Source organism: Streptomyces sp. NBC_01198 (assembly GCF_036010485.1).
Taxonomy (GTDB): domain Bacteria; phylum Actinomycetota; class Actinomycetes; order Streptomycetales; family Streptomycetaceae; genus Actinacidiphila.
Genome location: NZ_CP108568.1, coordinates 2,645,038 through 2,669,595, shown reverse-complemented (window position 1 = coordinate 2,669,595; position 24,558 = coordinate 2,645,038). Strand labels below are relative to the sequence as shown.

Sequence of the window (24,558 nt, the reverse complement as noted above, 5' to 3'; positions counted from 1 at the left end):
GCAGAGCCCGGACGCCGGGCCGGCCCTCACCCGGCCGGCCCGGCGTCCGTCAGTCCGCCCCGGCCTACAGGCCCTGCCAGGCCGGCTTCGCCGCGTAGGTCGCCCGGAAGTACGGGGCCAGCTTCAGCTTCGTGGCGGCCGCCTCGTCCACGATCACCGTGGCGTGCGGGTGGAGCTGGAGCGCGGAGGCCGGCACGACCGCGGCCACCGGGCCTTCCACGGTCGCCGCGACCGCCTCGGCCTTGCCCTCGCCGGTCGCCAGCAGCACCAGGTGCCGTGCCTCCAGGATGGTGCCGATGCCCTGGGTGATGACGTGGTGCGGCACCGCCTCGATGTCACCGCCGAAGAAGCGGGCGTTGTCGACCCGGGTCTGCTCGGTGAGCGTCTTGATCCGGGTCCGGGAGGCGAGCGACGAGCAGGGCTCGTTGAAGCCGATATGGCCGTCCGTCCCTATCCCGAGCAGCTGGAGGTCGACCCCGCCGGCGCCGGCCAGCGCGGCGTCGTAGGCCTCGCAGGCGGCCTGGACGTCCTCGGCGGCGCCGTCCGGGCCCATGAAGGAGTCCTGGGGGAGCCCGAGCGGTTCGACGACCTCGCGCAGCACCACGGAGCGGTACGACTCCGGGTGTCCGGTCGGCAGGCCCACGTACTCGTCCAGCTGGCAGACCCGCGCGCGGGAGGCGTCCACCGCGCCGGCCCGCACCTTGGCGGCGAGGGCCTGGTAGACGGGCAGCGGGGTCGATCCGGTGGCCACGCCGAGCAGCGCGTCCGGCTTGCGGTGCAGCAGCGCGGCCATGGCATCCGCGATGAGGCCGCCGCCTGCCGCGGCATCCGGGACGATGACAACTTCCACGCTGGGCCTGCCGTTCTGGAGAGGTGAGTGTGGTATAGACCAATCTACCAGGTGCTCCCCGGACCCCCACCGGGGGCGCGCGTCGCCCCGTCGCATCCGGCCCACCGGCGGGCGGGTGACTGCCCTCTGCGGCGGGCGGCGCCCGGGCGCGGGGAACTGCGCGACAAGCCCCCACCGGGGCGTGGGTCGTCGCCGGCCGAAAGAGGCTGTTCCTGTCGCATTCGGGCCGCCGGCCGGTGGGGGCGTGGCCTCCGCGGGAGCGGGAAGGCGGAGAGGAAGGCAAGGCACGAAGCGTGCGGGAAACACTTCGGGCCGCGGTGCCGGGAGAGGACCCTCAGCCTCTCCAGCACCGCAGCCCGGAGCTGACGTCGGCGCCGTGGCCGGCGGGGTGTGCGGTCCCCGCGGGCCCGATAGGGCCGACCGCGAGGCGGGAGCGTAGTCAGGGCAGAGAACGCCACGCCTCGATCCGGGCTCCTGTGCGGGGAGCCCGGAGGTCTTGTCTGGCGCCATTGTGGACTAGACCATTGCGCCGTGTAAATGGCTGAGCCACGGGTTTCGTGCCGGGCCCGAACAAAGTGTGCCTGGAAACCGCGCGTAGCGCACCCCCCTCGCGCCGGCGGGTACGCTCGCAGGCGTGCCCTCCATGAACGACCTCGTACGCGAGCACACCGCGCTCGACGCCTCCGACCTCGAATGGCTCCATCTGCTGGTCTCGGAGTGGCAGCTGCTGTCCGACCTGTCCTTCGCGGATCTGGTGCTCTGGGTCCCGACCAGGGACGGCTCCCGCTACGTCTCGGTGGCCCAGATGCGGCCCAACACCGGGCCGACCTCCTACCAGGACGACATGGTCGGGCACCTCGTCCCGCGCGGCCGGCGGCCGCTGCTGGACGCGGCCCTCGACGAGGGGCGGATCGTCCGGGAGGGCGACCCGGAGTGGCGCGAGGAGGTGCCGGTACGGGTCGAGTCGATCCCGGTCCGGCGGGACGGCCGGGTCCTCGGGGTGATCGCCCGCAACACCAACCTGCTGACCGTACGCACGCCGAGCCGGCTGGAGCTCACCTACCTGCAGAGCGCCAGCGACCTGGCCCAGATGATCGCGGCCGGCGCCTTCCCCTTCCCGGCCGAGCAGGTCGACATGGACGCCTCACCGCGGGCCGGCGACGGGCTGATCCGGCTGGACGCCGACGGCCTCGTGCAGTACGCCAGCCCCAACGCGCTGTCCGCCTACCACCGCCTCGGCCTTGCCGCCGACCTGGTCGGCCACCACCTCGGCAAGGCCACCGCCGAACTCGCCCCGGCCCGCGGCCCGGTGGACGAGGCGCTGGTCAAACTGGCCAGCGGCTGGGCGCCCCGCGAGTTCGAGGTCGAGGGCGGCGACGGCGTCATCCAGCTGCGGGCCATCCCGCTCAAGCCCAAGGGCGTGCACACCGGTTCCCTGGTGCTGCTCCGCGACGTCACCGAACTGCGGCGCCGCGAGCGCGAGTTGATGACCAAGGACGCCACCATCCGGGAGATCCACCACCGGGTGAAGAACAACCTCCAGACCGTCGCCGCCCTGTTGCGGCTGCAGGCCCGCAGGATGGACTCCGACAGCGCCCGTGAGGCGCTGGAGGAGGCGGTCCGCCGGGTCGGCTCGATCGCCATCGTGCATGAGACGCTGTCGCAGACCCTGGACGAGCGGGTCGAGTTCGACGAGATCGCCGACCGGGTGCTGGCGATGGTCGCCGAGATCTCACCCGGAAGGGTGACCGCCCGCCGCGGCGGCCGGTTCGGCATCCTGACCGCGGAGATCGCCACCCCGCTGTCGATGGTGCTCACCGAGTTGCTGCAGAACGCGCTCGAACACGGCTTCGGGCCGGGCGAGTCGGGCAGCGTCGACATCACCGCGACCCGCGGCCGCGAGCTGATCACCATCACCGTCCAGGACGACGGCCGCGGCCTGCCGCCCGGTTTCGACGCCCAGCAGGCCGGCAACCTCGGCCTGCAGATCGTCCGGACGCTGGTGGTCAGCGAGTTGGGCGGCACGTTCGACATGCTCCCGGCCCCGGTCCGCGGCACCCGGGTGATCCTCGAACTCCCGCTGGAGAGCTGACCCTTCACTGCCGCCGCCGCTGGCACCGGCCGGCGGAAACGGGCAGACGAAAGCCCCCGTACCGTCGTTGGTACGGGGGCTTCCGGATGCTGCGTGCTGCGCGTGTGACAGGTGCTGCGCGCTGCGGCTCGGTGGGAAGGCTGCGCGTCAGGCGCTGGCGTTGCGGGCCCGGTTGCGGGCGGCGCGGCGCTTCATTGCGCGACGCTCGTCCTCGCTGAGGCCACCCCAGACACCGGCGTCCTGGCCGCTTTCCAGCGCCCACTGCAGGCACTGCTCCATGACGGGGCAGCGGCGGCAGACGGCCTTGGCTTCCTCGATCTGCAGCAGCGCAGGACCGGTGTTGCCGATGGGGAAGAAGAGCTCGGGGTCTTCCTCGCGGCAAACGGCGCGGTGACGCCAGTCCATGGCTGCTCCAACTCCTTGTGTGACAAGCACGTTGCTTGTGAATGTGAACGCTTTCACGAATCCCTTCACAGGGAACGGGACGCCACCCAGTCTTCACTGGTGCAGTCCCGCTGGTGTGAGGAGGGCTCTCAAGGGGGCCGGTTGGTCGGCCGTCCCGATCGCCACCTAGAGACTCGCAAACCTCGGCGGGAGATACAACCCCTTCAGGAAAGTTTTTTTTGATTCCTCGGTGTCGCCTCGATCACAGCCGTACTTCCATGGGGTGCGGGGCAGCCTAAACGTTCGAGTAAAAGGACTTTAGGCTCTTCGACTTACACAATCACACGCAGTGCCCGGCGTACGCCTGTGAAGCTCGCACTCATACGCAGTCCCAGATGGTCACCGTCCACCTGGAAGGGCAGTGCCGCCTGCGATTGCAAGGTGAACTCCGTCAGATCGTGCAGCGCGAGCGTGTGCTTCCCCCGTGGTCCCCGCTCCGGCGTGGAGCGGAGCAGTTGCGCCGCGTAACGCGTACCGGACAAAGTGGACATCTTGCTGACGCCCAGCAGGTCAAGCGCGGTGTCGAAGGACGCCTCGGGGGAGGCGTAGACGGGCCGGTTGCCCAGATAGGTCCAGGGCGCGGTGTTGCACACTATCGCCGTCGTCAGACCGGGCACCGGCTCCTGGCCGGGGCGCTCCAGCGTGATCGAGCCGTGCCTGCGGTTCGGGTCGGCGACGAACTGCCGCGCCACCTGCCGCAGATACAGCGCGTGCGTCGACCGCTTGCCCAACTCCCGCTGCTGCTCGACCCGGCCGACCACCCCGGCGTCGAAGCCGAGGCCCGCGCAGAAGGTGAACCAGCGGTCGGGCACGCCCTCGTCCTCGGTGCCCGGCGTGCCGCTGACCAGGCCCAGGCCCACCGTCCGCGAGGACCCGGCACGCAGCGCGTCCAGCAGGGCGCCGGTCGCCTCCACGGCGTCGTTGGGCAGCCCCAGGGCGCGGGCGAAGACGTTGGTGGAACCGCCGGGGACCACCGCGAGCTGCGGCAGCCTGTCGGGATCGGGGCCGTGGTGCAGCAGGCCGTTGACGATCTCGTTGACGGTGCCGTCGCCGCCCAGCGAGACCACCAGCTCGGTCTCGCCGCCCTCCACCGCCCGCCGGGCCAGATCCCTGGCGTGCCCGCGGTATTCGGTGGTGGCGACCTCCAGCTTCAGGTCACTGGCCAGGGCCGTGCTGATCACGTCACGCACGCGCGCGCTGGTGGTGGTCGCGGCGGGATTGACGACGAGAAGAGCGCGCATGCCCGATAGCGTACCTACGGTTTTTCGCATCGGGCTACGCTGAGTGGTGTGAGCAAGAGCCCCCACGACCCCTCGCCCGAGACTGCCGCGGCCGCCGAGCCGCAGGCGGCGGCACCGAATCCGGTCCCCACCCCGCGGTTGCTCGCGGCCGCCGCGATCGCCGGCCTGGAAGGGCTGGCGATCGCCGCGTGGGGCGTGACGATGTTCTTCACCGACAGCGACAACGCGGTGCTCGCGGGGCTGACGGTGCTGGTCATGGCGGCGTTGCCGCTGGCCGCGGCGTACGGGCTGATCAAGGTGCGGCGGTGGAGCCGCGGGCCGGCGCTGATCATGCAACTGCTGGCGTTGCCGGTCGCCTGGACGATGCTGGGCTCCTCCGGAGCGGTGGTGGGGGGCGGGATCCTTCTCGGCGTCCTCGCCGTCGCCGGACTCGTCGTGCTGGTCCACCCGTCGACCACCGACGCGCTCGGCATCCGCCGCACCCCCGCCTAGCCCCTGCCCCCGCTTCCCGCGGGCCGGGGCCCTCGCCCAGCCCCCCTCCGCGGGGGCCTCCCCGCGCCCCGCCCCCGCGGGGGGCACGCTTCCGCCTGGGCGCGGTGCCTCTACGGTCCCCCCTCCGCGGGGGCACGCTTCCGCGGGCCCGCGGCGCCTGTACGGTCCCCCTCCGCGCGAGGGCACGCCCCCAGGGGCGCGGGGAACGGCGCGCTGAGCCCCCACGTGCCGTCGTGTGGCGACGCACCGCCACCACCCCAGGGGCGCGGGGAACTGCGCGCCCAGCCCCCACCGGGGGCGCGGGTCGTCACCGACCCAAAGGGGCTGTTCGGTCCGATCCGGACCACCGGCCGGTGGCGGGCTGGTCGCGCAGTTCCCCGCGCCCCGCGGAAGCGCATCCCCCTTGCGTAAGGGAGCCGCCGACCACCGCGCCCCGTGGAAGCGCATCCCCCTGCGTAAGGGAGCCGCCCAGCCGCCGCGGGCGGTGGAAGCGTGCCCCCTTGCGGAAGGGGAACGTCGGGGATCGCGCCCCGGGGAAGGGCTACTCCTCGATCAGGAGTTTGTCGCGGAGTTGCGCGAGCGTCCTCGCGAGAAGGCGCGAGACATGCATCTGCGAGATTCCCACCTCTTGCGCGATCTGCGACTGCGTCATATTCCCGAAGAACCGCAGCAAAAGAATCGTCTTCTCCCGCGGCGGCAGCTGTTCGAGCAGCGGCTTGAGGGATTCGCGGTATTCGACGCCCTCCAGGGCCTCGTCCTCGGAGCCGAGGGTGTCGGCGACCGCCGGCGACTCGTCGTCGGTGTCGGGGACGTCCAGCGACAGCGTGCTGTACGCGTTCGCGGACTCCAGGCCTTCGAGGACCTCCTCCTCGGAGATCTTGAGGTGTTCGGCCAGCTCGTGCACGGTCGGGGCGCGCCCGTGCCGCTGGGACAGCTCGCCGGTCGCGGTGGTGAGGGCCAGCCGCAGTTCCTGCAGCCGGCGCGGCACCCGTACCGCCCACCCCTTGTCACGGAAGTGGCGTTTGATCTCGCCGACCACCGTCGGCGTGGCGTAGGTGGAGAACTCCACCCCGCGGTCGACGTCGAAGCGGTCCACCGACTTGATCAGCCCGATGGTGGCGACCTGGGTGAGGTCGTCCAGCGGCTCGCCGCGGTTGCGGAACCGCCGGGCCAGGTGCTCGACCAGCGGCAGGTGCATCCGGACCAGCTGGTTGCGCAGTTCGGCCCGCTCGGGCGAGCCCTCGGGGAGCCGGCTCAGCTCGACGAAGAGCGCCCGTGCGCCGGCCCGGTCGTGCGGGTCGTGCGCCGCGGGCTGCTCATCCGGCTGCTCCTGCGGCTGTTCCTGCGCCGGGTGCTCGTCGTGCTGTTCTCCCGCCGGCTTCCCGGCCGGCTGGTCCGGCTGCTGCTCCATCGCCTTCGCCTGCTCCGCCGCGTCCATTGCGTCCCTAGGGGTCTGCCCGCCCACGGGCTCGGGATGGGGCCTGGCCGCGTCGCCAGCCGCCTGCGGCCGCCCGGCCGGACCCGCGGGGTCCGGCTGCTGGGCGGGTACGGAGGCGCGACCGCGCGCCGCGGGCAGGTCGTGCTCCGCGGGCGTGCCGGGGTTCTCCCCCCGGGACAGCTCAGCACTCATGGCGTTTCCCCGTCTTCCTGCACGGTTGTACCGTCACCGGCCCGCAGGTGGACCGGGACACGCTGACCCTGACGTCGTCGGCGGCGGCGCCGCCCTGTCCGCGAGCATCACGACAGCCCGGGAACGGCGCCGCGCTTCTTGTGCAGACTGATGCTGACCGTCTTGTCCTCGGCGACGGTGGAGTCCACCTCGCCGGCCAGTGCGGAGAGCACCGTCCAGGCGAAGGTGTCGCGCTCCGGGGCCCGGCCGTCGGTGGTGGGCGCCGCGACCGTCACCCACAGCGAATCCCCGACCAGCCGGAACACGCAGCTCAACACGCTGCCGGGCACCGCCTGCTGCAACAGGATCGCGCACGCCTCGTCGACGGCGATCCGCAGATCCTCGATTTCGTCGAGGGTGAAGTCCAGCCGGGCCGCGAGACCGGCCGTGGCCGTCCGCAAGACCGACAGATACGCCCCCGCCGCGGGCAGCCGGACCTCGACGAAGTCCTTCGACCCGGGCTCGCCTGCGCTCTGGGACACCCTCACCTCCAAGGTGGCACACAGTGATTGCTCTGGTTCGCAGCGACGCTATCGCGATCCGCGCCCTGATGTCGCCCGGACGGAGGACGGTCGCCGCCATGGGCGAACGGTTCCGCGGGCCGTTCAGGAAGGGTAAGCGATTCCGTCCTGTCACCCATGGTAAGCGCATGGGTACGGACGGTGGGTAGCTCCCCGAGGTCTCAATTCGCATGCGAGTTCGTCCGGTTGTCCGACCGGAGCCCCGCGCCGCCCTGCGCGGCCAGCGCCGCCAGGGCCGGGCCGGTCAGGCGCTGCACGGTCCACCCGTCCTGCGGCAGGGCGCCGACGGCGCGGTAGACGGCCAGCGCCTTCTCGTTCCAGTCGAGCACCGCCCACTCGAAGCGCGACCAGCCCCGCTCCAGGCAGATCGCCGCGAGCGCGGCCAGCAGCGCCTTGCCGTGGCCCGCGCCGCGCGCCTGCGGGCGTACGTACAGATCCTCCAGATACAGCCCCGCGGTGCCGGTCCAGGTGGAGAAGTTCCGGAACCACAGGGCGAAGCCGGCCGGCTCGCCGGTGGTGTCGTCGGCCGCGATCAGCGCGTGGGCGACCGGGTCGGGGCCGAAGAGAGCGGTACGCAGTTGCTCCTCGGTGGCCCGCGCCTCGCTCAGCGCCCGCTCGTAGTCGGCGAGTTCGCGGATCAGGGCGTGCAGGACCGGCAGGTCGGCGGGGGTCGCGGGGCGGATCATGCCCCCAGGTTACGGTCGGGTGATGTGACCGGCGTAAGGGGCGCACGGGCGCACGTCACCCGGTGATCACCGCGGCCACCCGGGTACCCGGCGGGAAGGCACCCTCGGCGGCCAGCGTCATGACGCCGTGCAGCATCTTGGCCACGTAGACCCGCTCCGGGTCCAGGCCGTGCCGCCGGGCGAAGTCGGCGGCGAAGCCCTCCAGCGCCGGGCTGGTCCGGGCGAAGCCGCCGTGATGGAAGCGGTCGTCGAGCCGCCAGCTCCCGCGCCGCCCGCCGAACGCCTCCTGCTGGAGCCGCAGAACGTCCGCGGCCAGGAACGCGCCCCCGCGCAGCACCGGGAAGCCGATCGCGACGGCACCCGCCGGCGTACCGCCCACCAGACCGCCGTCCGCCCCCGCCTCGGGTCCCGGGCCCAGCCCCGCCGCCAGCCCGGCGAGCGTGCCGCCCGTGCCGCAGGCCACCGCCACCACGTCGGCGGCGCCGCGCAGTTCCCTGCCCAGGTCCGCGCATCCCATGGCCGCCGCCGCGTTCGAGCCGCCCTCCGGCAGCAGGTAGGCGCGGCCGTGCCGGGCGAGCAGCGCGGCCAGCACCTCCGGCTCGGCCTTGCGGCGGTACGTCGCCCGGTCGAGGAAGTCCAGCCGCATGCCGTCGGCGGCGGCCACCGCCAGCGAGGAGTTGAGCGGGCGCCCGGCCAGCTCCTCGCCCCGCACCACCCCGACCGTGCGCAGCCCGAGCAGCCGGCCGGCCGCCGCGACCGCCCGCAGGTGGTTGGAGTAGGCGCCGCCGAAGGTCAGCAGCGTGTCGTGCCCGCCCGCCACGGCGGCGGCCAGATTCAGCCGCAGCTTGCGGAACTTGTTGCCCGGCAGATCCGGATGGATCAGGTCGTCCCGCTTGAGCAGCAGCCGCACGCCGTGCCGTTCGAGCCGGTCGTCTGCGACCTCGGTCAGCGGCGACGGCGGCTGCGGATCCAGGAGCGAGGGGGCGGCGCGCACCCGGACATTGTCCCCCGGCCACTGTCACCCGGACGTGTGACATCCGCGGCCAGGGAGGGCCCGTTCGGCGGCCGCCGTCCAGGAGGCGGGATTTCGCACCCCCAGGTCCCAGAAGGGCGTTTCGCGGTGCATGCTGTGTGACGTGCACCAAATAGTCCAGGAGTCACCGACCGACCGATCAGGGGACGCCACAGCGTCCAGTGACTCGGCCGACGCGCTCACCGCCATGGTGCGGGGGCTGCTGCCCTCGCTCACCCCTGCCGCCGCCCGGATCGCCTCGCTCATCGTGGAGGACCCGGCGCAAGTCGCCCGCAGCACCATCTCCGAGTTGAGCGCGCTGGCCGGGACCAGCGAGTCGTCCATCGTGCGGACCGCTCGCGCGCTCGGCTTCGCCGGCTACCCCGAGCTGCGCCTGGCGCTGGCGGCGTCCGCGGCCCGGCAGGCGCCGCGCTCCACGCTGAGCGCCGGGATCACCCCGGAGGACTCGGCGGCGGAAGTCATCGGCAAGATCGTCCACACCGAGTCGCAGGCCGTCCAGGAGACGGCCAGTCAGCTCGATCCCGCGGAGCTGGACCAGGCGGTCCTCGCGGTCTGCGGCGGCGGCCAGCTGCACATCGCCGGGGTCGGCGCGTCGGGCCTGGTAGCGCAGGACCTCCAGCAGAAGCTGGCCCGCATCGGCCGGCCGTGCCACGCGCACGGCGACTCGCAGTCCGCGCTCACCAGCGCCGTGCTGCTGGGGCCGGGGGACGTCTTCCTCGCGATCTCGCACTCCGGCGAGAGCCGCGACGTGCTCGAACCGCTGCGCCGGGCCTCCGCCGAGGGGGCCACGACCGTGGTGATCACCAATCACCCGCTGTCGACGGCGGCGGGCGTGGCCGACCACGTCCTGGTCTCCGCGGGCCGCGAGACGACCTTCCGGCCGGGCGCGATGGCGTCCAGGATCAGCCAGCTGGTGGTGGTCGACTGCCTGTTCGTCTGCGTGGCGCAGCGGACCTTCGACACCTCCAGCCGCGCACTGCGCCTCACCCACGAGGCCCTGGAGGGCGACCGCCCCGGCTAGCCCGTGCCCGCCGACCCCCGGCAGTCATCCGCGTTCGCAGCCCGCCGCCGGCGGGCACCAGGGAGCGCGCCCCGGTCGCCACCCGACCGCGGCGCGCTCCTTTTTGGGCTGTCCGTCCGCTCGCGGTACGGGATAGATACTATCGGCCTCAAAGTATCCGCTTTAGCATGAAGAGTGCTCGGTCAAATGCTGGATTCGGTCCTTGGAAACTGTTGTTCGAATGTCGGGGAGTCGCTACCGTTGGCCGGGAACCGGTCGGCAACCGGAAGAGGGTATTCACATGCTGCCGATGTCGGCCGGACTGCGCAAGGTCCTTGCGGAAATCAAGAACGGCACGTTCCTGAAAGGGAGTACCCATGCCTGAATCAAGCGGTCGCAGCACCGTCAGGAAGGCGGCCATGGTCGCGGCGGGCGCCGCCGCGACGGTCGCCCTCGCCACCGGGGCGGCCGGCACCGCCGCCGCCTCCACCCCCAGCACCGCGGACGTGCAGGCGGTAGCGGCCTCCGCGCCGGCGCACAGCGCGCTCGGCGCGGCGCTGACCCGCGTGGCGAGCGAGGACGCGGCGGTCTCCCCGCTGGGCAAGTACCAGCGCTGGTGACTTCCGCCCTCATCGCGTGAAAGTCACCGATGTACGGGCCGCGACCACTCGGTACGCCACGGGTCGCGGCCCGGTCATAAGGCGAGGAGATCTTCCTTGATTGAAATACCGCTGATCAACACGCCTGCCACGGCCGCGGAATGGCCGGACCTCGCGGTGGTCGACGCGGCTTTGGCCGATCCGTCCTGGCGGCCGCTTCCTTTCACGCAGTTCGTCGTCAAGGTGCACGGCCGGTGCAATCTCGCCTGCGATTACTGCTACATCTACGAGATGGCGGACCAGAGCTGGCGGGCCAAGCCGATGGCGATGGCCCGCGAGACGGTCGACAGGACCGCGTACCGGATCACCGAGCATCTGACCGCCCACCGCGACGAGCTGTCGCAGGTGATCGTCACCTTCCTCGGCGGCGAGGCGCTGCTGGTCGGGGCGGACGAGCTGGACTACGCGGCCACCGCCTTCCGGGCCGCCATGCCGGCCGGCATCGAGGCGATCCTGTCGGTGACCACCAACGGCGTCCTGCTGGACGACCCGCGCATGCTCGCCGTGCTGGAGAAGCACGACATCAAGGTCACCCTCAGCCTGGACGGCGCGCGCGACGCGCACGACCGGCACCGCACGTATGCGAACGGCAAGGGCAGTTTCGACGCGGTCATGCGGGGCGTGGAGGCGCTGCGCAAGGTGGCGACCGTCCCGGACCGGCTGCGGAACGTGCTGTGCGTGGTCGACATCGAGAACGACCCACTGGAGACGTACGAGGCGCTCGCGGCGGTCGGCGCCCCGCTGGTGGACTTCCTGCTGCCGCTGGACGACTGGGAGCACACCCCGCCGGGATGGACCGGGGACAAGGGCGGGACCGCGTACGCCGACTGGCTGATCCCGATCTTCGAGCGGTGGTACCGCACCGTCCCGATGCCGACGAGCGTCCGGTTCTTCGACAGCATCATCGGTCTGGTGCTCGGCGGGCACAGCACCACCGAGGCGGTGGGCCTGGAGGACTTCCAGTCGCTGACGATCGACACGGACGGTTCGATCGAGCTGATCGACGCGCTGAAGTCCACCTTCCAGGACGCGCCGCTGACCGGTCTCGACGTCTTCGGCAACGCCTTCGACGAGGCGCGCCTGCACCCCGGTGTCGTCGCACGCCAGCGCGGCGTCGCCGGCCTCTCGCCGACCTGCCGGAGCTGTTCGCTGCGGGACATCTGCGGCGGCGGGCAGTACACCAACCGCTACCGGGCGGGCACCGGCTTCCTCAACCCGACGGTGTACTGCACCGACCAGGCCAAGCTGATCACCCACATCCGCGACCAGGTGCTCGCGGACGTGGAGCGCCTCAGAGCCGGCGCGCCGCTCGACGTCCACAGCTGACCGCCGCCCGGGGGCGCCGCCGGGTGCGGTACCCCCGGGCCGGCCGTCAGCCGGCGGCCGGGACCAGGTCCACGTCGGCGGCGTTCACGAACGCCAGCCGGTGGTTGTAGACGATCTCGTAGACCTTCGTCGTCCCGACGAAGTCGTGCTGGTCGTAGGGAGCCGACCCGTCGTAGTAGATCGCGAAGTACGAGTCCGTGGCGACGGCCGGACCTCCCGCGACGTAGGACTGCCCGGCCTTGATCGAGTATTTGGCGCGGGCCAGCTGCGGGCGCGGGGCGCCGCCCTCGAAGGCGACGAAGTCGGGCGGGTAGACCGAGGCTTCCGGGTATGCCGTGGTGTAGACGGGGATGGACGCCGCCCCCGCCTTGGGGACGATGCGGGCGGCCTTCACCGGCACGGTCGCGGGGTGCGCGGCGGAGTCCTGCAGCCAGGCCTCGGTGCCGCCCCACCAGATCGCCGTCCAGCCGGGTACGCGGTCGGCGACGACGTACTGCTCACCGGCCGGGGCCTTGTCGCCCCAGTCGTTCATCGCGCTGGTCCCGGCGGAACCGTCGGGGTGCAGGTAGGGGTCGGCGACCAGTGGCGCGGTGGTGCTGGGCGCGGTGTGCAGCGGGACGAAGGAGGCGGGCGCGTCCGCCGACGTCACCGGGCAGTCGAAGCTGCGGTAGGGGCCGGGGAACTGCTTGTAGCCCTGGACGTCGTCGCAGTAGGTCGTGGTCTGCGGGTTGCGCGCGTAGCCCGGCTTGATCGCCACGACATCGCTGCCCGCCTTGGCGGTCGCCCGGATCGGGGCGCCGAGCAGGTCGAAGAAGTGCTCCCAGTCCCAGCCCGGTCCCGGGTCCCAGTGCTGGGTGGCGATCCCGGCCTCGGTGCCGCCGGGCACGTTGTCATGGCCGAGGATGTGCGCGCGGTCCAGCGGGATGTCGTACTTCGCGGCCAGGTAGCGCACCAGCGAGGCGGTCGAGCGGTAGAGGTTCTCGCTGAACCAGGCGGCGCCGTGCGTCGCCCAGCCCTCCTGCTCGATGGCCACGGAGTGCTGGTAGATGGAGCGGTTGGCGCTGTCCCAGGCGATGTCCTTGGTCGGGATCATCTGGGTGACCTGGCCGTCCTGCGACCTGACGACGTAGTGGGCGCCGGCCGCGTAGGTCGGGTCGCGGAAGAGGTCGAGGGTGCCGTCGTAGGTCTCGTCGGTGCTGTGCAGGGTGATGTAGCGGACGTCGAGGTCGCCGTTGGGGCGGTCGGCGAGGTCGTGGCTGCCGTAGTCGGCGAGGTTCGACGGGGCGAGCAGCGTGTAGGCGCCCGGGATGACGTCGCAGTGCAGCGACTTGGGGCATTCCGCCGGGGTGCTGCTCCTGGGCGGGGTGACCTCGGTCAGGCCCAGCTTGCGCACGTCGCCGCGGTCCGGGTGCAGCCGGCGGACCGGCGCCAGGGTGACGAGCTGGCCGTCCGCGGTGGTGCGGGTGGCCCCGGCGGCCAGCGTGGACCACACGCCGTCGGCGAAGGTCCGGGCGACCTTGTCCTCGGTGGACTGGCTGTAGCGGGCCGCGGCGCCGTACCAGCCGTCGACGGTGCGCGGCAGCCTGCCGTGGCTGTAGCCCTTCGCGTACGAGGCGAGCAGGGCCGCGCCGCCGCGGATGTTCTGCGTCTCGTCGCCGGTCACCTCCGCGGTGTCCACGCCGAGCAGGTGGGCCGCGGCCGCCGCGGTGTGCTCGGCGGGGGCGGTCAGCAGGTCGGCGTAGCGCGGTGACTGGGTGCTCAGCCCGTCCGCGTCAAGCGTCGCCGCGGTCAGGTCGGTGAGGTTCATCGGGCCGTAGCCCGCCTCGGCGTCGGCCTGCCCGGCGTGCGCCTCCCAGCGGGTCTCGTAGTACGACACCGCTTCGAGTACGGGCAGCGGTACGCCGAACTCCCGTGCCGCCGCGGCGAATTCCGCCTGCCGGGTGGCCTGCGGGTCGGCGGCCCGCGCCGCGCCGGTGGTCACGGCGGTCACCGACAGACCGGCCAGCAGGGACAGGGCGGCGGCCAGCGTCAGGGTGCGCCGGCGGCGGGTGGGTCCGTTCGGGCGGTGCATTCAGGCTCCTCGCGTGGCAGGTGTGCGTGCGTGGACGGAAGTGCTGGGCGCAGCCTGTCGAGGCGGACTGGAAGTCAGCAACTCCCGGTGCGTAAATGCTGGAAGTTTTTGCCATCGCCTGGTCCCGGCCCCGGCCGCCCGGGAAAGAGGGCTGGCCCTGACGCGTACGTCAAGGTCTACCGTCGTACGCATGCGCATCGGCGAACTCGCGGAACGCGCCGGCACCACGCCGCGAACGCTCCGCTACTACGAATCCCTGGGCCTGCTGCCGCCGGCCGACCGGGCGGGCAACGGCTACCGCAGCTACGGCGAGGAGCACCTGCGGATGCTGGAGCAGATCCGCACCCTCCAGGAGTACGGCTTCGGCCTGGAGGAGACCCGGCCGTTCGTGGAGTGCCTGCGCGCCGGGCACCCGGCGGGGGACACCTGCGCCGCCTCGCTGGCGGTCTACCGCAGCAAGCTCGCGGAGATCGACGCCTGGGTGGACCGGCTGACGTCGGTACGCGCCGAGGTCGCCGCCCAACTGCTGCGGGCGGAGCGGGAGGCGGGTGCGGGACCGCGGGCCGATGCCGTACCGCTGTGTGAACTGACCGCCGCGCCGGCCGAGGCCGGGCGGCACGACGAGGGGACCCTTCCACCATGACCGCCACCGCGGGAACCGCAGCCACTGCCACCGCCACCGCCACCGCCACCACCGCCACCACCGCCACCGCCGGCCCCGCGGCCGGTGCGGGCGCCCTGTCCACCGTGACCGACGCCACCTTCGCCGCCGAGGTGCTGGCCGCCGAGCAGCCGGTGCTTGTCGAGTTCACCGCCGCCTGGTGCGCGCCCTGCCGGATGATCGCGCCGGTCCTGGCGGAGATCGCGGCGGAGGAGGCGCACCGGCTGCGGATCGTCCAGCTGGACGTCGACACCAACCCCGCCACCCAGGCCGCCTACGGCGTGCTGTCCATGCCGACGCTGCTGCTCTTCCGCGCCGGTGAGCCGGTCAAGGTCATGGTGGGTGCCCGCCCGAAGCGCCGGCTGCTCCAGGAGCTCGCCGACGTGCTGTGAGGCCGGCACAGGAAGCACCCCCGCTCGCCGGTACGGGGGGCCAGGCGAACGGGGGTGCTCCGGTGCCCGGCGTGAGCCGGGCATAGATATGAGCGCTGGAACGCCGAGAGTGTGACGCCATGGGATGTGACGCTCGTCACATCGGATGTCCGGACGGCCGGTGCCCGCCTGGGCACCGGCCGTCTGCGCAGGTCGGCCGCCGGAGATGCGGGCCTGGCGGCCCGCCTCACCGCTCAGCGGCGGGCGACGCCCTCCGCGCGGGCGGCCGCCGCGACCGCCGCGGTCACGGCGGGGGCGACCCGGGTATCGAAGGGCGACGGGATCACGTGCTCCGCGCTCAGCTCGTTCGCCACCACGTCGGCCAGGGCCACGGCCGCGGCGAGCTTCATGCCCTCGGTGATGGCCGAGGCGCGGACCTGGAGGGCGCCGGCGAAGATGCCGGGGAAGGCCAGCACGTTGTTGATCTGGTTGGGGAAGTCGCTGCGCCCGGTGGCGACCACTGCCGCGTAGCGGTGCGCGACCTCCGGGTGGATCTCCGGGGTCGGGTTGGCCATCGCGAAGACGAAGGCGCCCTCGGCCATGGTGGCGACCGCCGACTCGGCGACCGTACCGCCCGACACGCCGATGAAGACGTCGGCGCCGGCCAGTGCCGACTCCAGCGAACCGGTCAGCCCGGCGCGGTTCGTATACGAAGCCAGCTCGCGCTTGACCGGGTTGAGGTCGTCGCGGCCCTGGTGGACCACGCCCTTGCGGTCGGCCAGCGCGACATCGCCGATCCCCGCCTCCACCAGGATCTTCGCGATGGCGACCCCGGCCGCGCCCGCGCCCGAGATGACCGCGCGCAGCGCGCCGAGCTCACGGCCCGTCAGCTTGGCGGCGTTGCGCAGCGCGGCGAGTGTGACGACCGCGGTGCCGTGCTGGTCGTCGTGGAAGACCGGGATGTCGAGCCGTTCGATCAGCCGCCGTTCGATCTCGAAGCAGCGCGGCGCCGAGATGTCCTCCAGGTTCACCCCGCCGAAGGACGGTGCGAGCCGGACCACGGTCTCCACGATCTCGTCCACGTCGGTGCAGGCCAGCGCGATGGGCACGGCGTCGACCCCGCCGAACTGCTTGAAGAGGATCGCCTTGCCCTCCATCACCGGCAGTGACGCCTCGGGCCCGATGTCCCCGAGCCCCAGCACCGCGGTCCCGTCGGTGACGACGGCGACCACCTGTGACTTCCAGGTGTACTCGTGCACCAGTTCCGGCTGTTCCGCGATGGCCGTGCAGACCTCGGCCACCCCCGGCGTGTACGCCAGCGACAGGTCGGCCGCGTCGCGGACCGGGACGGTGGAGGTGATCTCCATCTTGCCGCCGCGGTGCAGGGCGAACACCGGATCGAGGGGGATGTCGTCGGCGTCCCCGTCGCTCCCGGCGTTGCCGGCGATCCGCGGATTAACGATCTCCGTTGCCACTTGTGACCCCTTTGTCAGAGATGAGGGAGATTACTCCCCCCGGAGGCGGGGGGAGCGTGGGCTCGGCGTCCGCGTCACCTGAGACGAGTGAGCGAAGGGGCGGACAGGGACGCCTGGTGCGCCGCACGCGCACCGGCCCCGGATGAGGGGTGGTGGTCCGTTCTACCGGATGTCTGTTTCAGGACGCTAAAGCGAATCGATCCGCCCTGGTCGGCACGGCCCCATCGTGGTCCCGCCTTGGTGTGCCGGCCCGATGGGAGCCCGGGGATCGCCCGTTATCCGATTTTGACACAACAGGCACCCCGGTCGGCGCTGTCCGGATGGCAAGATGCACAGATCACACACGGTGGCGGCACTCGAAGGCGTGTGCCATGGCCGCCAGCACGACACCTCACCTCTTCCTGGAGGACACAGCGATGACCGCACGCACGACCAGGTGTACCAACGCCCTTTCCCGGCTCAGCGCGGTCGCCGCCGTCGCGGTCGCCGGCACCCTGGTGCTCACCGGGTGCGGCGACCAGACCAAGAAGGACGACGCGCCGTCGAGTTCCGCCCCGGCCGGCGGCGCCGCCACCAGCGGCGCAGCCGACTCGCTGTTCTCCAAACTGCCGAAGTCGTACCAGGACTCCAAGGTGATCAAGGTCGGCACCGACGCCTCGTACGCGCCGATGGAGCAGACCGAGGACGGCAAGATCGTCGGTATCGACCCGGACCTCGGCGCCGCGCTCGGCGCCAAGCTGGGGGTGACCTTCCAGTTCACCAACGGCAAGTTCGACGGGCTCATCACGTCGCTGCAGACCGGCCGTTCGAACATCGTGATGTCCGCTATGAGCGACACCAAGGCCCGCCAGGGCGGACTGGACGACAAGGGCAAGAAGATCGGCACCGGTGTCGACTTCGTGGACTACTACAACTCCGGCTCCTCGCTGCTGGTGCAGAAGGGCAACCCCAAGGGCATCAAGACGCTCGCGGACCTGTGCGGCAAGACCGTCGCCGTGCAGCGGGGCACGATCTACGAGGACGCCTTCAAGAAGCAGAAGACCGCCTGCGGCGGCACGGGCCTGACCATCCAGGCGTTCGACACCGACGCCGAGGCGCAGACCCGGGTCAAGGCCGGCGGCGCGGTCGCCGACCTCAACGACACGCCGGTGGCCGCCTACATCGCGCAGACCTCGGGCAAGGGCGCCGACTTCGAGGTGGCGGGCCCGCCGTCCGACGCCGGGCCGTTCGGTATCGCGGTGAGCAAGGACGACACCCAGCTGCGGGACGCGCTGAAGGCCGCGATGGACGCGATCATCGCGGACGGCACCTACACCAAGATCCTGCAGAAGTGGAACGCCACCACCGGCGCGGTCTCCAGCGCCGCAGTCAACGGCGGCTCGTGACGTGAGCGGGACGACGGCCGGCCGTACCCCGGAGGGTACGGCCGGCCCCTCGAAAGCAGCCCCCGCCGGCACCTTCGAGGCGATCCGGGCCATTCCGGTACGCCACTACGGCCGGTGGGTCGCCGCCGTCGTGGTGGTCGTGCTGCTGGGCTGGCTGGCGTACGGCTTCTCGCAGGGCAAGATCATCTGGGGCACGGTCGGCGACAAGCTGTTCGACCACACCGTCATGACCGGTCTGTGGCACACCGTGCTGATCTCGGTCTGCGCGATGGCCATGGGCCTGGTGCTCGGTGTGCTGTTCGCGGTCATGCGGCTGTCGAAGAACCCGGTCACCGGCGCGGTCGCCTGGCTGTACATCTGGTTCTTCCGCGGTACCCCGGTCTACGTCCAGCTGCTGATGTGGTTCAACCTCTCGCTGATCTTCCACACGATCAACCTGGGGCCGATCTACAAGAACGACACCGTCGCGGTGATGACCCCGTTCGTGGCCGCCCTGCTGGGCCTCGGCCTGAACGAGGGCGCGTACATGGCGGAGATCGTCAGGGCCGGCATCCAGTCGGTGGACGAGGGCCAGACCGAGGCGTCGCACGCGCTGGGCATGACCAGCGCGCGGACCATGCGCAGGATCGTGCTGCCGCAGGCGATGCGGGTGATCATCCCGCCGACCGGCAACGAGTTCATCAACATGCTCAAGACCTCCTCGCTGGTCTCGGTCGTGCAGTATTCGGAAGTGCTGCGCGCCACCTCCGACATCGGCGTCAGCTCCAACGCGATCATGGAGCTCTACTTCGTCGCGTCGATCTGGTACCTGGTGCTGACCAGCGTGTTCAGCGTCGGCCAGTTCTATCTGGAGCGGCGTTACGCCCGCGGCTCGCTGCGGTCGCTGCCGCTGACCCCGTGGCAGAAGGTCAGGGCGAACCTGACCACCCTGCGCCGACCGAAGGTGGCCTGATCATGAGCACCCCCGACATGACCAAGCCGGCCGCCGCCACCGAGGGCGGCGGCGGCAGCGTGGAGCCGATGGTCAGGGCGGAGAACGTCCACAAGTCCTTCGGCGCCGCGCACATCCTCAAGGGCATCGACCTGCAGGTCGCCCCGCGCGAGGTGTGCTGCCTGATCGGCCCCTCGGGCTCGGGCAAGTCCACCTTCCTGCGCTGCATCAACCACCTGGAGCAGATCAACGCCGGGCGGCTGTGGGTGGACGGCGACCTGGTCGGCTACCGGCAGCGCGGCGACCGGCTCTACGAGCTGCGCGACCGGGAGGTAGCCGCCAAGCGCCGGGACATCGGCATGGTCTTCCAGCGCTTCAACCTCTTCCCGCACATGACCGCGATCGAGAACGTGATGGAGGGCCCGGTCCAGGTCAAGCGGGAGACCCGGGCGGTCGCCAGGGAGCGGGCCGCGGCACTGCTGGACCGGGTGGGCCTGGCCGACAAGGCGGCCAGCTACCCCTCCCAACTGTCCGGCGGACAGCAGCAGCGGGTCGCCATCGCCCGGGCGCTGGCCATGGAGCCCAAGCTGATGCTCTTCGACGAGCCGACCTCGGCGCTCGACCCGGAACTCGTCGGCGACGTGCTGGACGTCATGCGCGGGCTGGCCGAGGACGGTATGACCATGATCGTGGTCACCCACGAGATGGGCTTCGCCCGCGAGGTCGGCGACTCGCTGGTCTTCATGGACGACGGTGTCGTGGTGGAATCGGGGCACCCGCGGGAAGTGCTGAGCAACCCGCAGCACGAGCGGACCAGGGCTTTCCTGTCCAAGGTGCTGTGACCCGTGCCGACCCTCCCGCCGCCGGCCGGTGCCGTGACACCCGCGAACGCCGCTCCGGTAATAGCCTGGACTCCGGTCCGGCTGTTACCGGGGCCGGGCCGAACCCCGTAAAGGACCAAGAGGACCATCTGTGGATCTGGCCTACTACTCGGACTACGCCGTGCGCCTCGTCAACAGCGAGGAGCCGCTGCGCGGGACCGACACCCTGACCTCGGTGGAGGCGATACGCGAGCTGTTCGGTCCCGCCTCGCACGCCGGGTCGCGCGCCGTCGACGCGGACGTGGCCCGGCTGCGCGCGGTACGCACCCGGCTGCGCGGGGTGTTCGAGGCGGCCGACGAGCGGGACGAGGTCCGGGCGGTCGACCTGCTCAACGCGCTGATGCTGGAGTTCCCGGTCAGCCCGCAGATCTCCGGGCACGACCACCTCGACGCCACCGGGCGCCCCGACTGGCACATGCACCTGGCCGACCAGGCGGTCAACGCCACCGCGGGCTACTCCGCCACCGCCTGCATGGGCCTGGCCTTCCAGCTCACCACGCTGGGCGTGGACCGGCTCGGCATCTGCGAGGCCGCCCCCTGCCGCAACGCCTACGTCGACACCTCGACCAACAGGTCCCGCCGCTACTGCTCCGACCGCTGCGCCACCCGCGCCAACGTCGCGGCCTACCGGGCCCGCAAGCGCCTGGAGAGCGACCGGTCAGGCCGCAGCGGCCGCACGCAGGACGCCGCCCAGGACGCCACGCCCGCCACCGAACGCTGAAGTTCGCGCGGCGGCCTGAACCTGCCCCTGGCCCGCGCCAGCACCAGATCGTCGGGCACGATGCCGAACTCCCTGCTGTCGTTCTCCACGAAGGTGTTGTCGCCCAGCACCCACCACCCGCCCTCGCGCCGGTCCACCGCCCGTTTCACGATCAACAGATCCTGCTGCAACGGATGTTTCAGGACCACGACGTCCCCCTCGCGCACCAGCTCGGCGCCGCTGCTGATCTTCTGGATCAGCAGCCAGTCCCCGTGCAGCAGCGTGGGCGCCATCGACGGACCAGTGACCTCGACCAGCTGCCACGACAGCCTGGCCCCCTGCTCCCGCATGACCGCCTCCTGGTTCGTTACTCCACCGGACCCAGAGTGACACCAGACTTTTGGCCCAAGCCACCTGGGGCACCCGAGAAATCGACTCGTCCAGGGAGTAATGTCCCACCTGAAAGACGATCACGAGGAAGGACAGCCATGTTCACTCGCCTGTTCGCGCCCAAGGTGAAGGTAAGCGCACACTGCGACCTGCCCTGCGGCGTGTACGACCCGGCCCAGGCCCGCATCGAGGCCGAGTCCGTCAAGGCGGTCCAGGAGAAGTACCAGGCCAACGACGACGCGGACTTCCGCACCCGGTGCGTGCTCATCAAGGAGCAGCGCGCCGAGCTGGCCAAGCACCACGTCTCCGTGCTGTGGAGCGACTACTTCAAGCCCCCGCACTTCGAGAAGTACCCCCAGCTCCACCAGCTGGTGAACGACACGCTCAAGGCCCTCAGCGCCGCCAAGGCCTCGAACGACCCGGCCACCGGCCAGAAGGCCCTTGACCTGATCGCGGAGATCGACAGGATCTTCTGGGAGACCAAGAAGGCCTGACCTCCGGTCAGGTCGTCCGACCCGCGGTTGCGCTGGTCAGATCGGCTACCGGTCCGCGCCCGGTCCGCAGGCCGCCGAGAACGGCGTCCATCACGGACCGGGTGCGGTCTTCTTCGCCCGGCCGCGCCGCTCTCCGCCGCCTGGAGCTCGCCAACCGGGAAGCGGCATGGCTCGACGCCGCCTACCGCGTCATCCGGCTGATCGCCGCGGGCAAGCACGCGGTGCCGGCCCCGACCCGACGACCTCCTGGTGAGGGGAGTTCTCAGCAGCAGCCGCCGGTCGACGCGGGTGCGCCGATGCCGATCTGCACCAGTGCGGGAGCCGGGGTGCAGCAGCCGCCTCCGTCGGCCTGTCCGGCGGCCGGGTCGTCGAAAAGGCCGGCGCCGCCGCACACCCCGGTTTCGGGGAGGGTGAGTTCGACGCGGTCGGCGGCTTCGAGGTCGCCGGCGAGGGCGGCGACCACCGAGCGGACCTGCTCGTAGCCGGTCATCGCCAGGAAGGTCGGGGCGCGGCCGTAGGACTTCATCCCCACCAGGTAGAGGCCGCTCTCGGGGTGGGACAGCTCGCGGTGTCCGTGGGGGTAGACGGTGCCGCAGGAGTGCTGGTTGGGGTCGATCAGCGGGGCGAGCGCGACCGGTGCCTGGAGGCGTTCGTCCAGGCTCAGCCGGAGTTCGGACAGGAAGCCCAGGTCGGGGCGCAGGCCGGTCAGCACGATCACCTCGTCGACCGGCTCCAGGCGCTGGTCGTCGTCGCCGATCAGGATCAGCCGGTCGTCGGCGTCCCGCTCGATCACGTCGGTGCGGAACCCGGTGACGGCGTCGGCATGGCCGTCATCGACGGCGGCCTTCGCAGCGAGGCCCAGGGCGCCGCGGGCGGGGAGCTGGTCGGCGCTGCCACCCCCGAAGGTCGAGCCGGAGATGCCGCGGCGCAGCACCCACACCGCGTGCGTGCCCGCCCCGTCGTCAGCCTCTGCGAGGTCGGCGAGTGCGGCCAGGGCGGTGAAGGCGGAGGCGCCGGAGCCGATGACGGCGGTGCGCTTTCCTGCGTAACGGGCGCGCGCGGCAGGGTCTTTGAGGTCGGGGACGCGGTAGGAGACGCGGTCGGCGGCTGCCTGTTCACCGAGGGCGGGAAGTCCGTTGCCGCCGGCGGGGGAGGGCAGGGACCAGGTGCCGGAGGCGTCGATGACGGCGCGGGCGAGCACCCGTTGCTCGCGGCCGTCGGCGAGGGCGTAGTGGACCGTGAAGGGCTGGATGTCGCGGTCGGCGTCCACGATCCGATCACGGCCGAGGCGTGAGACGCCGGTGACGGTCGCGTCGTAGCGCACCGCGTCGCCGAGGGCATCGGCGAGTGGCTGCAGGTAGAGCGCGGTCCAGTCCCCGCCGGTCGGATACGTGCCGGGGTCCGGCCTGGCCCAGCCCGTGGGGGCCAGCAGCTTCTCGGCTGCGGGGTCGGTCAGCTCGGCCCAGGTGGAGAACAGCCGTACGTGGGACCAGCCGCGTACCGCGTTCGCGGCGGCCGGTCCCTGCTCCAGGACCAGCGGGGTCAGGCCGTGCTCCCTCAGGTGGGCGGCTGCGGCGAGTCCGGTGGGGCCGGCGCCGATGACGACGACCGGGAGATCGGTGGTGGCAGGTGACAGCATGACAGTGCCCTTCTCCGAGTGCGGCCTGGCAGTGGAACCCGACCACTGTTTCGACATCTGTCGATACCCCGAGGCTTGCACATCACATAGATGAGCGTCAACATAGACATATGTCGAATTCTGGGATGGTCGAGCTGCCGGTCCAGGACGCCCCGGCGGTGCCGTGCTGCCCGCCGATCACCGCGGGCGAGCTGTCGGTCGCCGACGCGGAGAAGGTGGCTGCGACGTTCAAGGCCCTGTCGGACCCGGTGAGGCTGCGGCTGTTCTCGAAGATCGCCTCGCACCCGGGTGGCGAGGCGTGCGTATGCGACATCCAGGACGTCGGTGTCTCCCAGCCGACCGTCTCCCACCACCTGAAGAAGCTCCGCGAAGCCGGCCTGCTCACCTCCGAGCGGCGCGGAACCTGGGTGTATTACACCGTCGCCCCGTCGGTGGTGGCGGGCATGTCCGCGATGCTTGACCTGCGCCCCGCGGCCGGCTGACGGCCGGTCCGCTGAGCGCCGCCGCGGAGGGTGCGAGCGCCGCGGACGGCGGCTGAGCCGGACGCCCGGCGCGGGTCCGGATGCGTTAGCGTCGGGGGATGTTCGCCGTATACGCCGCACGTATGGACGCAGAGCAGCCGCTGAGCGGGCTTGAGCTGGGGGAGCGCCCCGAGCCGGGGAAGCGGGAGGGCTGGAGCACCGTCGCGGTCAGGGCCGCCTCGCTCAACCACCACGACCTGTGGTCGCTGCGCGGGGTCGGGCTCGGGCAGGAGAGCCTGCCGATGATCCTCGGCTGTGACGCCGCCGGGGTCGACGAGGACGGCAACGAGGTGGTGCTGCACTCGGTGATCGGCCAGACCGGACACGGGGTCGGCCCGCGCGAGCGCCGCTCGCTGCTCACCGAGAAGTACCAGGGCACGCTGGCCGAGCGGGTCACCGTGCCGACCTGGAACGTGCTGCCCAAGCCGGCCGCGCTGAGCTTCGAGGAGGCCGCCTGCCTGCCGACCGCGTGGCTGACGGCGTACCGCATGCTCTTCACCAACGCCGGTGTACGCCCCGGCGACGCGGTCCTGGTGCAGGGGGCCGGCGGCGGGGTCGCCACCGCGGCGATCGTGCTGGCCAAGGCGGCCGGGCTGCGGGTCTACGCCACCAGCCGGGACGCCGGCAAGCGGCAGCGGGCGCTGGAACTGGGCGCGCACGCCGTCCTGGAGCCCGGCGGGCGGCTGCCCGAGCGGGTCGACGCGGTCATCGAGACGGTGGGCGCCGCCACCTGGTCGCACTCCGTCAAGTCGCTGCGGCCCGGCGGCACCCTGGTCATCTCCGGTGCCACCAGCGGCCCCAACCCGCCCGCCACCGGGCTGAACCGGATCTTCTTCCTCGAACTGCGGGTCGTCGGCTCGACGATGGGCACCAAGGACGAGCTGGAGGACCTGCTCGGTTTCTGCGCGGCCACCGGCGTACGCCCGGTCATCGACACCGTCCTGCCGATGGACCGGGCGCGCGAGGGGTTCGAACGGCTGGAGCGCGGCGAGGTGTTCGGCAAGATCGTGCTCACCAACGGCTGAC

25 protein-coding genes are annotated in these 24,558 nt (G+C 71.7%); 14 read left to right on the top strand and 11 right to left on the bottom strand.

Annotation, left to right across the window (positions count from 1 at the left end; genetic code table 11):
• Window positions 1-64: 64 nt before the first annotated feature.
• A complete protein-coding gene (nagB, locus tag OG702_RS11810) occupies window positions 65-850 on the bottom strand; it encodes a glucosamine-6-phosphate deaminase (protein ID WP_327288826.1) in 786 nt (261 codons plus the stop codon).
• 643 nt (window positions 851-1,493) lie between these two features.
• On the opposite strand from nagB, the gene OG702_RS11805 reads away from it, so the two are divergent.
• Window positions 1,494-2,942 carry a sensor histidine kinase gene (locus OG702_RS11805; RefSeq protein WP_327293188.1) on the top strand — a complete coding sequence of 483 codons (1,449 nt, stop codon included), beginning with the start codon at window positions 1,494-1,496 and terminating at the stop codon, window positions 2,940-2,942.
• 147 nt (window positions 2,943-3,089) lie between these two features.
• Here OG702_RS11805 and OG702_RS11800 read toward each other — a convergent pair whose 3' ends face one another.
• Window positions 3,090-3,347, bottom strand: coding sequence for a WhiB family transcriptional regulator (locus OG702_RS11800; RefSeq protein ID WP_031520293.1), 258 nt, complete (start codon window positions 3,345-3,347; stop codon window positions 3,090-3,092).
• Window positions 3,348-3,658: 311 nt separating this feature from the next.
• The gene (locus OG702_RS11795; RefSeq protein WP_327288825.1) at window positions 3,659-4,627 is read right to left on the bottom strand and encodes a diacylglycerol/lipid kinase family protein; all 969 of its coding nucleotides are present in this window, start codon (window positions 4,625-4,627) and stop codon (window positions 3,659-3,661) included.
• Between the two features lie 48 nt (window positions 4,628-4,675).
• Between OG702_RS11795 and OG702_RS11790 the strand changes: the two genes are divergently transcribed.
• Complete coding sequence (locus OG702_RS11790; RefSeq protein ID WP_327288824.1) at window positions 4,676-5,119, top strand: hypothetical protein; 444 nt, start codon at window positions 4,676-4,678, stop codon at window positions 5,117-5,119.
• Between the two features lie 541 nt (window positions 5,120-5,660).
• On the opposite strand, the gene OG702_RS11785 is transcribed toward OG702_RS11790, so the two are convergent.
• From OG702_RS11785 to OG702_RS11770, 4 genes are all read right to left on the bottom strand, one after another.
• Window positions 5,661-6,749, bottom strand: coding sequence for an RNA polymerase sigma factor SigF (locus OG702_RS11785; RefSeq protein WP_327288823.1), 1,089 nt, complete (start codon window positions 6,747-6,749; stop codon window positions 5,661-5,663).
• A 107-nt stretch (window positions 6,750-6,856) separates the two neighbouring features.
• Window positions 6,857-7,270, bottom strand: a complete 414-nt coding sequence (locus OG702_RS11780) for an anti-sigma regulatory factor (protein WP_033171796.1) — start codon at window positions 7,268-7,270, stop codon at window positions 6,857-6,859.
• A gap of 200 nt (window positions 7,271-7,470) precedes the next feature.
• Window positions 7,471-7,995: a GNAT family N-acetyltransferase gene (locus OG702_RS11775; protein WP_327288822.1), complete on the bottom strand. Its 525-nt coding sequence runs from the start codon at window positions 7,993-7,995 to the stop codon at window positions 7,471-7,473.
• A gap of 55 nt (window positions 7,996-8,050) precedes the next feature.
• Window positions 8,051-8,989, bottom strand: coding sequence for a 1-aminocyclopropane-1-carboxylate deaminase/D-cysteine desulfhydrase (locus tag OG702_RS11770; protein ID WP_327288821.1), 939 nt, complete (start codon window positions 8,987-8,989; stop codon window positions 8,051-8,053).
• 142 nt (window positions 8,990-9,131) lie between these two features.
• Here OG702_RS11770 and OG702_RS11765 point away from each other — a divergent pair, with 142 nt between their 5' ends.
• The 3 genes from OG702_RS11765 (at window position 9,132) to OG702_RS11755 (ending at window position 12,013) form a co-directional block, all read left to right on the top strand.
• Window positions 9,132-10,049 carry a MurR/RpiR family transcriptional regulator gene (locus OG702_RS11765; protein ID WP_327288820.1) on the top strand — a complete coding sequence of 306 codons (918 nt, stop codon included), beginning with the start codon at window positions 9,132-9,134 and terminating at the stop codon, window positions 10,047-10,049.
• Window positions 10,050-10,405: 356 nt separating this feature from the next.
• Complete coding sequence (locus OG702_RS11760; RefSeq protein WP_327288819.1) at window positions 10,406-10,648, top strand: hypothetical protein; 243 nt, start codon at window positions 10,406-10,408, stop codon at window positions 10,646-10,648.
• A 96-nt stretch (window positions 10,649-10,744) separates the two neighbouring features.
• Window positions 10,745-12,013, top strand: a complete 1,269-nt coding sequence (locus OG702_RS11755; RefSeq protein WP_327288818.1) for an FxsB family cyclophane-forming radical SAM/SPASM peptide maturase — start codon at window positions 10,745-10,747, stop codon at window positions 12,011-12,013.
• 46 nt (window positions 12,014-12,059) lie between these two features.
• On the opposite strand, the gene OG702_RS11750 is transcribed toward OG702_RS11755, so the two are convergent.
• Complete coding sequence (locus OG702_RS11750; RefSeq protein ID WP_327288817.1) at window positions 12,060-14,084, bottom strand: N-acetylmuramoyl-L-alanine amidase; 2,025 nt, start codon at window positions 14,082-14,084, stop codon at window positions 12,060-12,062.
• Between the two features lie 190 nt (window positions 14,085-14,274).
• On the opposite strand from OG702_RS11750, the gene OG702_RS11745 reads away from it, so the two are divergent.
• Window positions 14,275-14,727, top strand: coding sequence for a MerR family transcriptional regulator (locus OG702_RS11745; protein WP_327288816.1), 453 nt, complete (start codon window positions 14,275-14,277; stop codon window positions 14,725-14,727).
• Window positions 14,724-15,137, top strand: a complete 414-nt coding sequence (gene trxA / locus OG702_RS11740; protein WP_327288815.1) for a thioredoxin — start codon at window positions 14,724-14,726, stop codon at window positions 15,135-15,137. Before OG702_RS11745 ends, trxA begins: the two co-directional genes overlap by 4 nt.
• Before the next feature lie 233 nt (window positions 15,138-15,370).
• Here trxA and OG702_RS11735 read toward each other — a convergent pair whose 3' ends face one another.
• Window positions 15,371-16,591 carry an NAD(P)-dependent malic enzyme gene (locus tag OG702_RS11735; RefSeq protein ID WP_327288814.1) on the bottom strand — a complete coding sequence of 407 codons (1,221 nt, stop codon included), beginning with the start codon at window positions 16,589-16,591 and terminating at the stop codon, window positions 15,371-15,373.
• Window positions 16,592-17,007: 416 nt separating this feature from the next.
• Between OG702_RS11735 and OG702_RS11730 the strand changes: the two genes are divergently transcribed.
• From OG702_RS11730 to OG702_RS11715, 4 genes are all read left to right on the top strand, one after another.
• Window positions 17,008-17,976 carry an ABC transporter substrate-binding protein gene (locus OG702_RS11730; protein WP_327288813.1) on the top strand — a complete coding sequence of 323 codons (969 nt, stop codon included), beginning with the start codon at window positions 17,008-17,010 and terminating at the stop codon, window positions 17,974-17,976.
• 1 nt (window position 17,977) lies between these two features.
• Window positions 17,978-18,928, top strand: coding sequence for an amino acid ABC transporter permease (locus tag OG702_RS11725; protein WP_442814385.1), 951 nt, complete (start codon window positions 17,978-17,980; stop codon window positions 18,926-18,928).
• A 68-nt stretch (window positions 18,929-18,996) separates the two neighbouring features.
• Window positions 18,997-19,749, top strand: a complete 753-nt coding sequence (locus OG702_RS11720; RefSeq protein ID WP_442814706.1) for an amino acid ABC transporter ATP-binding protein — start codon at window positions 18,997-18,999, stop codon at window positions 19,747-19,749.
• A 130-nt stretch (window positions 19,750-19,879) separates the two neighbouring features.
• Entirely contained in the window at window positions 19,880-20,509 is a 630-nt protein-coding gene (locus OG702_RS11715; RefSeq protein ID WP_327288812.1) for a CGNR zinc finger domain-containing protein, read from the top strand.
• Here the strand turns inward: OG702_RS11715 and sodX are convergent.
• On the bottom strand, window positions 20,413-20,838 hold the full coding sequence (sodX, locus tag OG702_RS11710) for a nickel-type superoxide dismutase maturation protease (protein ID WP_327288811.1): 426 nt from the start codon (window positions 20,836-20,838) through the stop codon (window positions 20,413-20,415). The genes OG702_RS11715 and sodX overlap by 97 nt on opposite strands.
• Window positions 20,839-20,976: 138 nt before the next feature.
• Here sodX and sodN point away from each other — a divergent pair, with 138 nt between their 5' ends.
• Window positions 20,977-21,372, top strand: coding sequence for a superoxide dismutase, Ni (gene sodN, locus OG702_RS11705; RefSeq protein ID WP_327288810.1), 396 nt, complete (start codon window positions 20,977-20,979; stop codon window positions 21,370-21,372).
• Between the two features lie 262 nt (window positions 21,373-21,634).
• Here the strand turns inward: sodN and OG702_RS11700 are convergent, their stop codons facing one another.
• Window positions 21,635-23,011 (bottom strand): NAD(P)-binding domain-containing protein, encoded by a 1,377-nt coding sequence (locus tag OG702_RS11700; protein WP_327288809.1) that lies wholly within the window; start codon window positions 23,009-23,011, stop codon window positions 21,635-21,637.
• Window positions 23,012-23,121: 110 nt separating this feature from the next.
• Here OG702_RS11700 and OG702_RS11695 point away from each other — a divergent pair, with 110 nt between their 5' ends.
• Both OG702_RS11695 and OG702_RS11690 read left to right on the top strand, forming a co-directional pair.
• A complete protein-coding gene (locus OG702_RS11695) occupies window positions 23,122-23,493 on the top strand; it encodes an ArsR/SmtB family transcription factor (RefSeq protein WP_327288808.1) in 372 nt (123 codons plus the stop codon).
• A 98-nt stretch (window positions 23,494-23,591) separates the two neighbouring features.
• Window positions 23,592-24,557 (top strand): zinc-binding dehydrogenase, encoded by a 966-nt coding sequence (locus tag OG702_RS11690; protein ID WP_327288807.1) that lies wholly within the window; start codon window positions 23,592-23,594, stop codon window positions 24,555-24,557.
• Window position 24,558 lies beyond the last annotated feature (1 nt).

Coding starts and splice junctions, on each gene's coding strand:
- OG702_RS11805 (WP_327293188.1), top strand. CDS start 1,494: ATGAACGACCTCGTACGCGAGCACACCGCGCTCGACGCCTCCGACCTC.
- OG702_RS11800 (WP_031520293.1), bottom strand. CDS start 3,347: ATGGACTGGCGTCACCGCGCCGTTTGCCGCGAGGAAGACCCCGAGCTC.
- OG702_RS11795 (WP_327288825.1), bottom strand. CDS start 4,627: ATGCGCGCTCTTCTCGTCGTCAATCCCGCCGCGACCACCACCAGCGCG.
- OG702_RS11785 (WP_327288823.1), bottom strand. CDS start 6,749: ATGAGTGCTGAGCTGTCCCGGGGGGAGAACCCCGGCACGCCCGCGGAG.
- OG702_RS11775 (WP_327288822.1), bottom strand. CDS start 7,995: ATGATCCGCCCCGCGACCCCCGCCGACCTGCCGGTCCTGCACGCCCTG.
- OG702_RS11760 (WP_327288819.1), top strand. CDS start 10,406: ATGCCTGAATCAAGCGGTCGCAGCACCGTCAGGAAGGCGGCCATGGTC.
- OG702_RS11750 (WP_327288817.1), bottom strand. CDS start 14,084: ATGCACCGCCCGAACGGACCCACCCGCCGCCGGCGCACCCTGACGCTG.
- OG702_RS11745 (WP_327288816.1), top strand. CDS start 14,275: ATGCGCATCGGCGAACTCGCGGAACGCGCCGGCACCACGCCGCGAACG.
- trxA (WP_327288815.1), top strand. CDS start 14,724: ATGACCGCCACCGCGGGAACCGCAGCCACTGCCACCGCCACCGCCACC.
- OG702_RS11730 (WP_327288813.1), top strand. CDS start 17,008: ATGACCGCACGCACGACCAGGTGTACCAACGCCCTTTCCCGGCTCAGC.
- OG702_RS11720 (WP_442814706.1), top strand. CDS start 18,997: ATGGTCAGGGCGGAGAACGTCCACAAGTCCTTCGGCGCCGCGCACATC.
- sodX (WP_327288811.1), bottom strand. CDS start 20,838: ATGCGGGAGCAGGGGGCCAGGCTGTCGTGGCAGCTGGTCGAGGTCACT.
- sodN (WP_327288810.1), top strand. CDS start 20,977: ATGTTCACTCGCCTGTTCGCGCCCAAGGTGAAGGTAAGCGCACACTGC.
- OG702_RS11700 (WP_327288809.1), bottom strand. CDS start 23,011: ATGCTGTCACCTGCCACCACCGATCTCCCGGTCGTCGTCATCGGCGCC.
- OG702_RS11695 (WP_327288808.1), top strand. CDS start 23,122: ATGTCGAATTCTGGGATGGTCGAGCTGCCGGTCCAGGACGCCCCGGCG.
- OG702_RS11690 (WP_327288807.1), top strand. CDS start 23,592: ATGTTCGCCGTATACGCCGCACGTATGGACGCAGAGCAGCCGCTGAGC.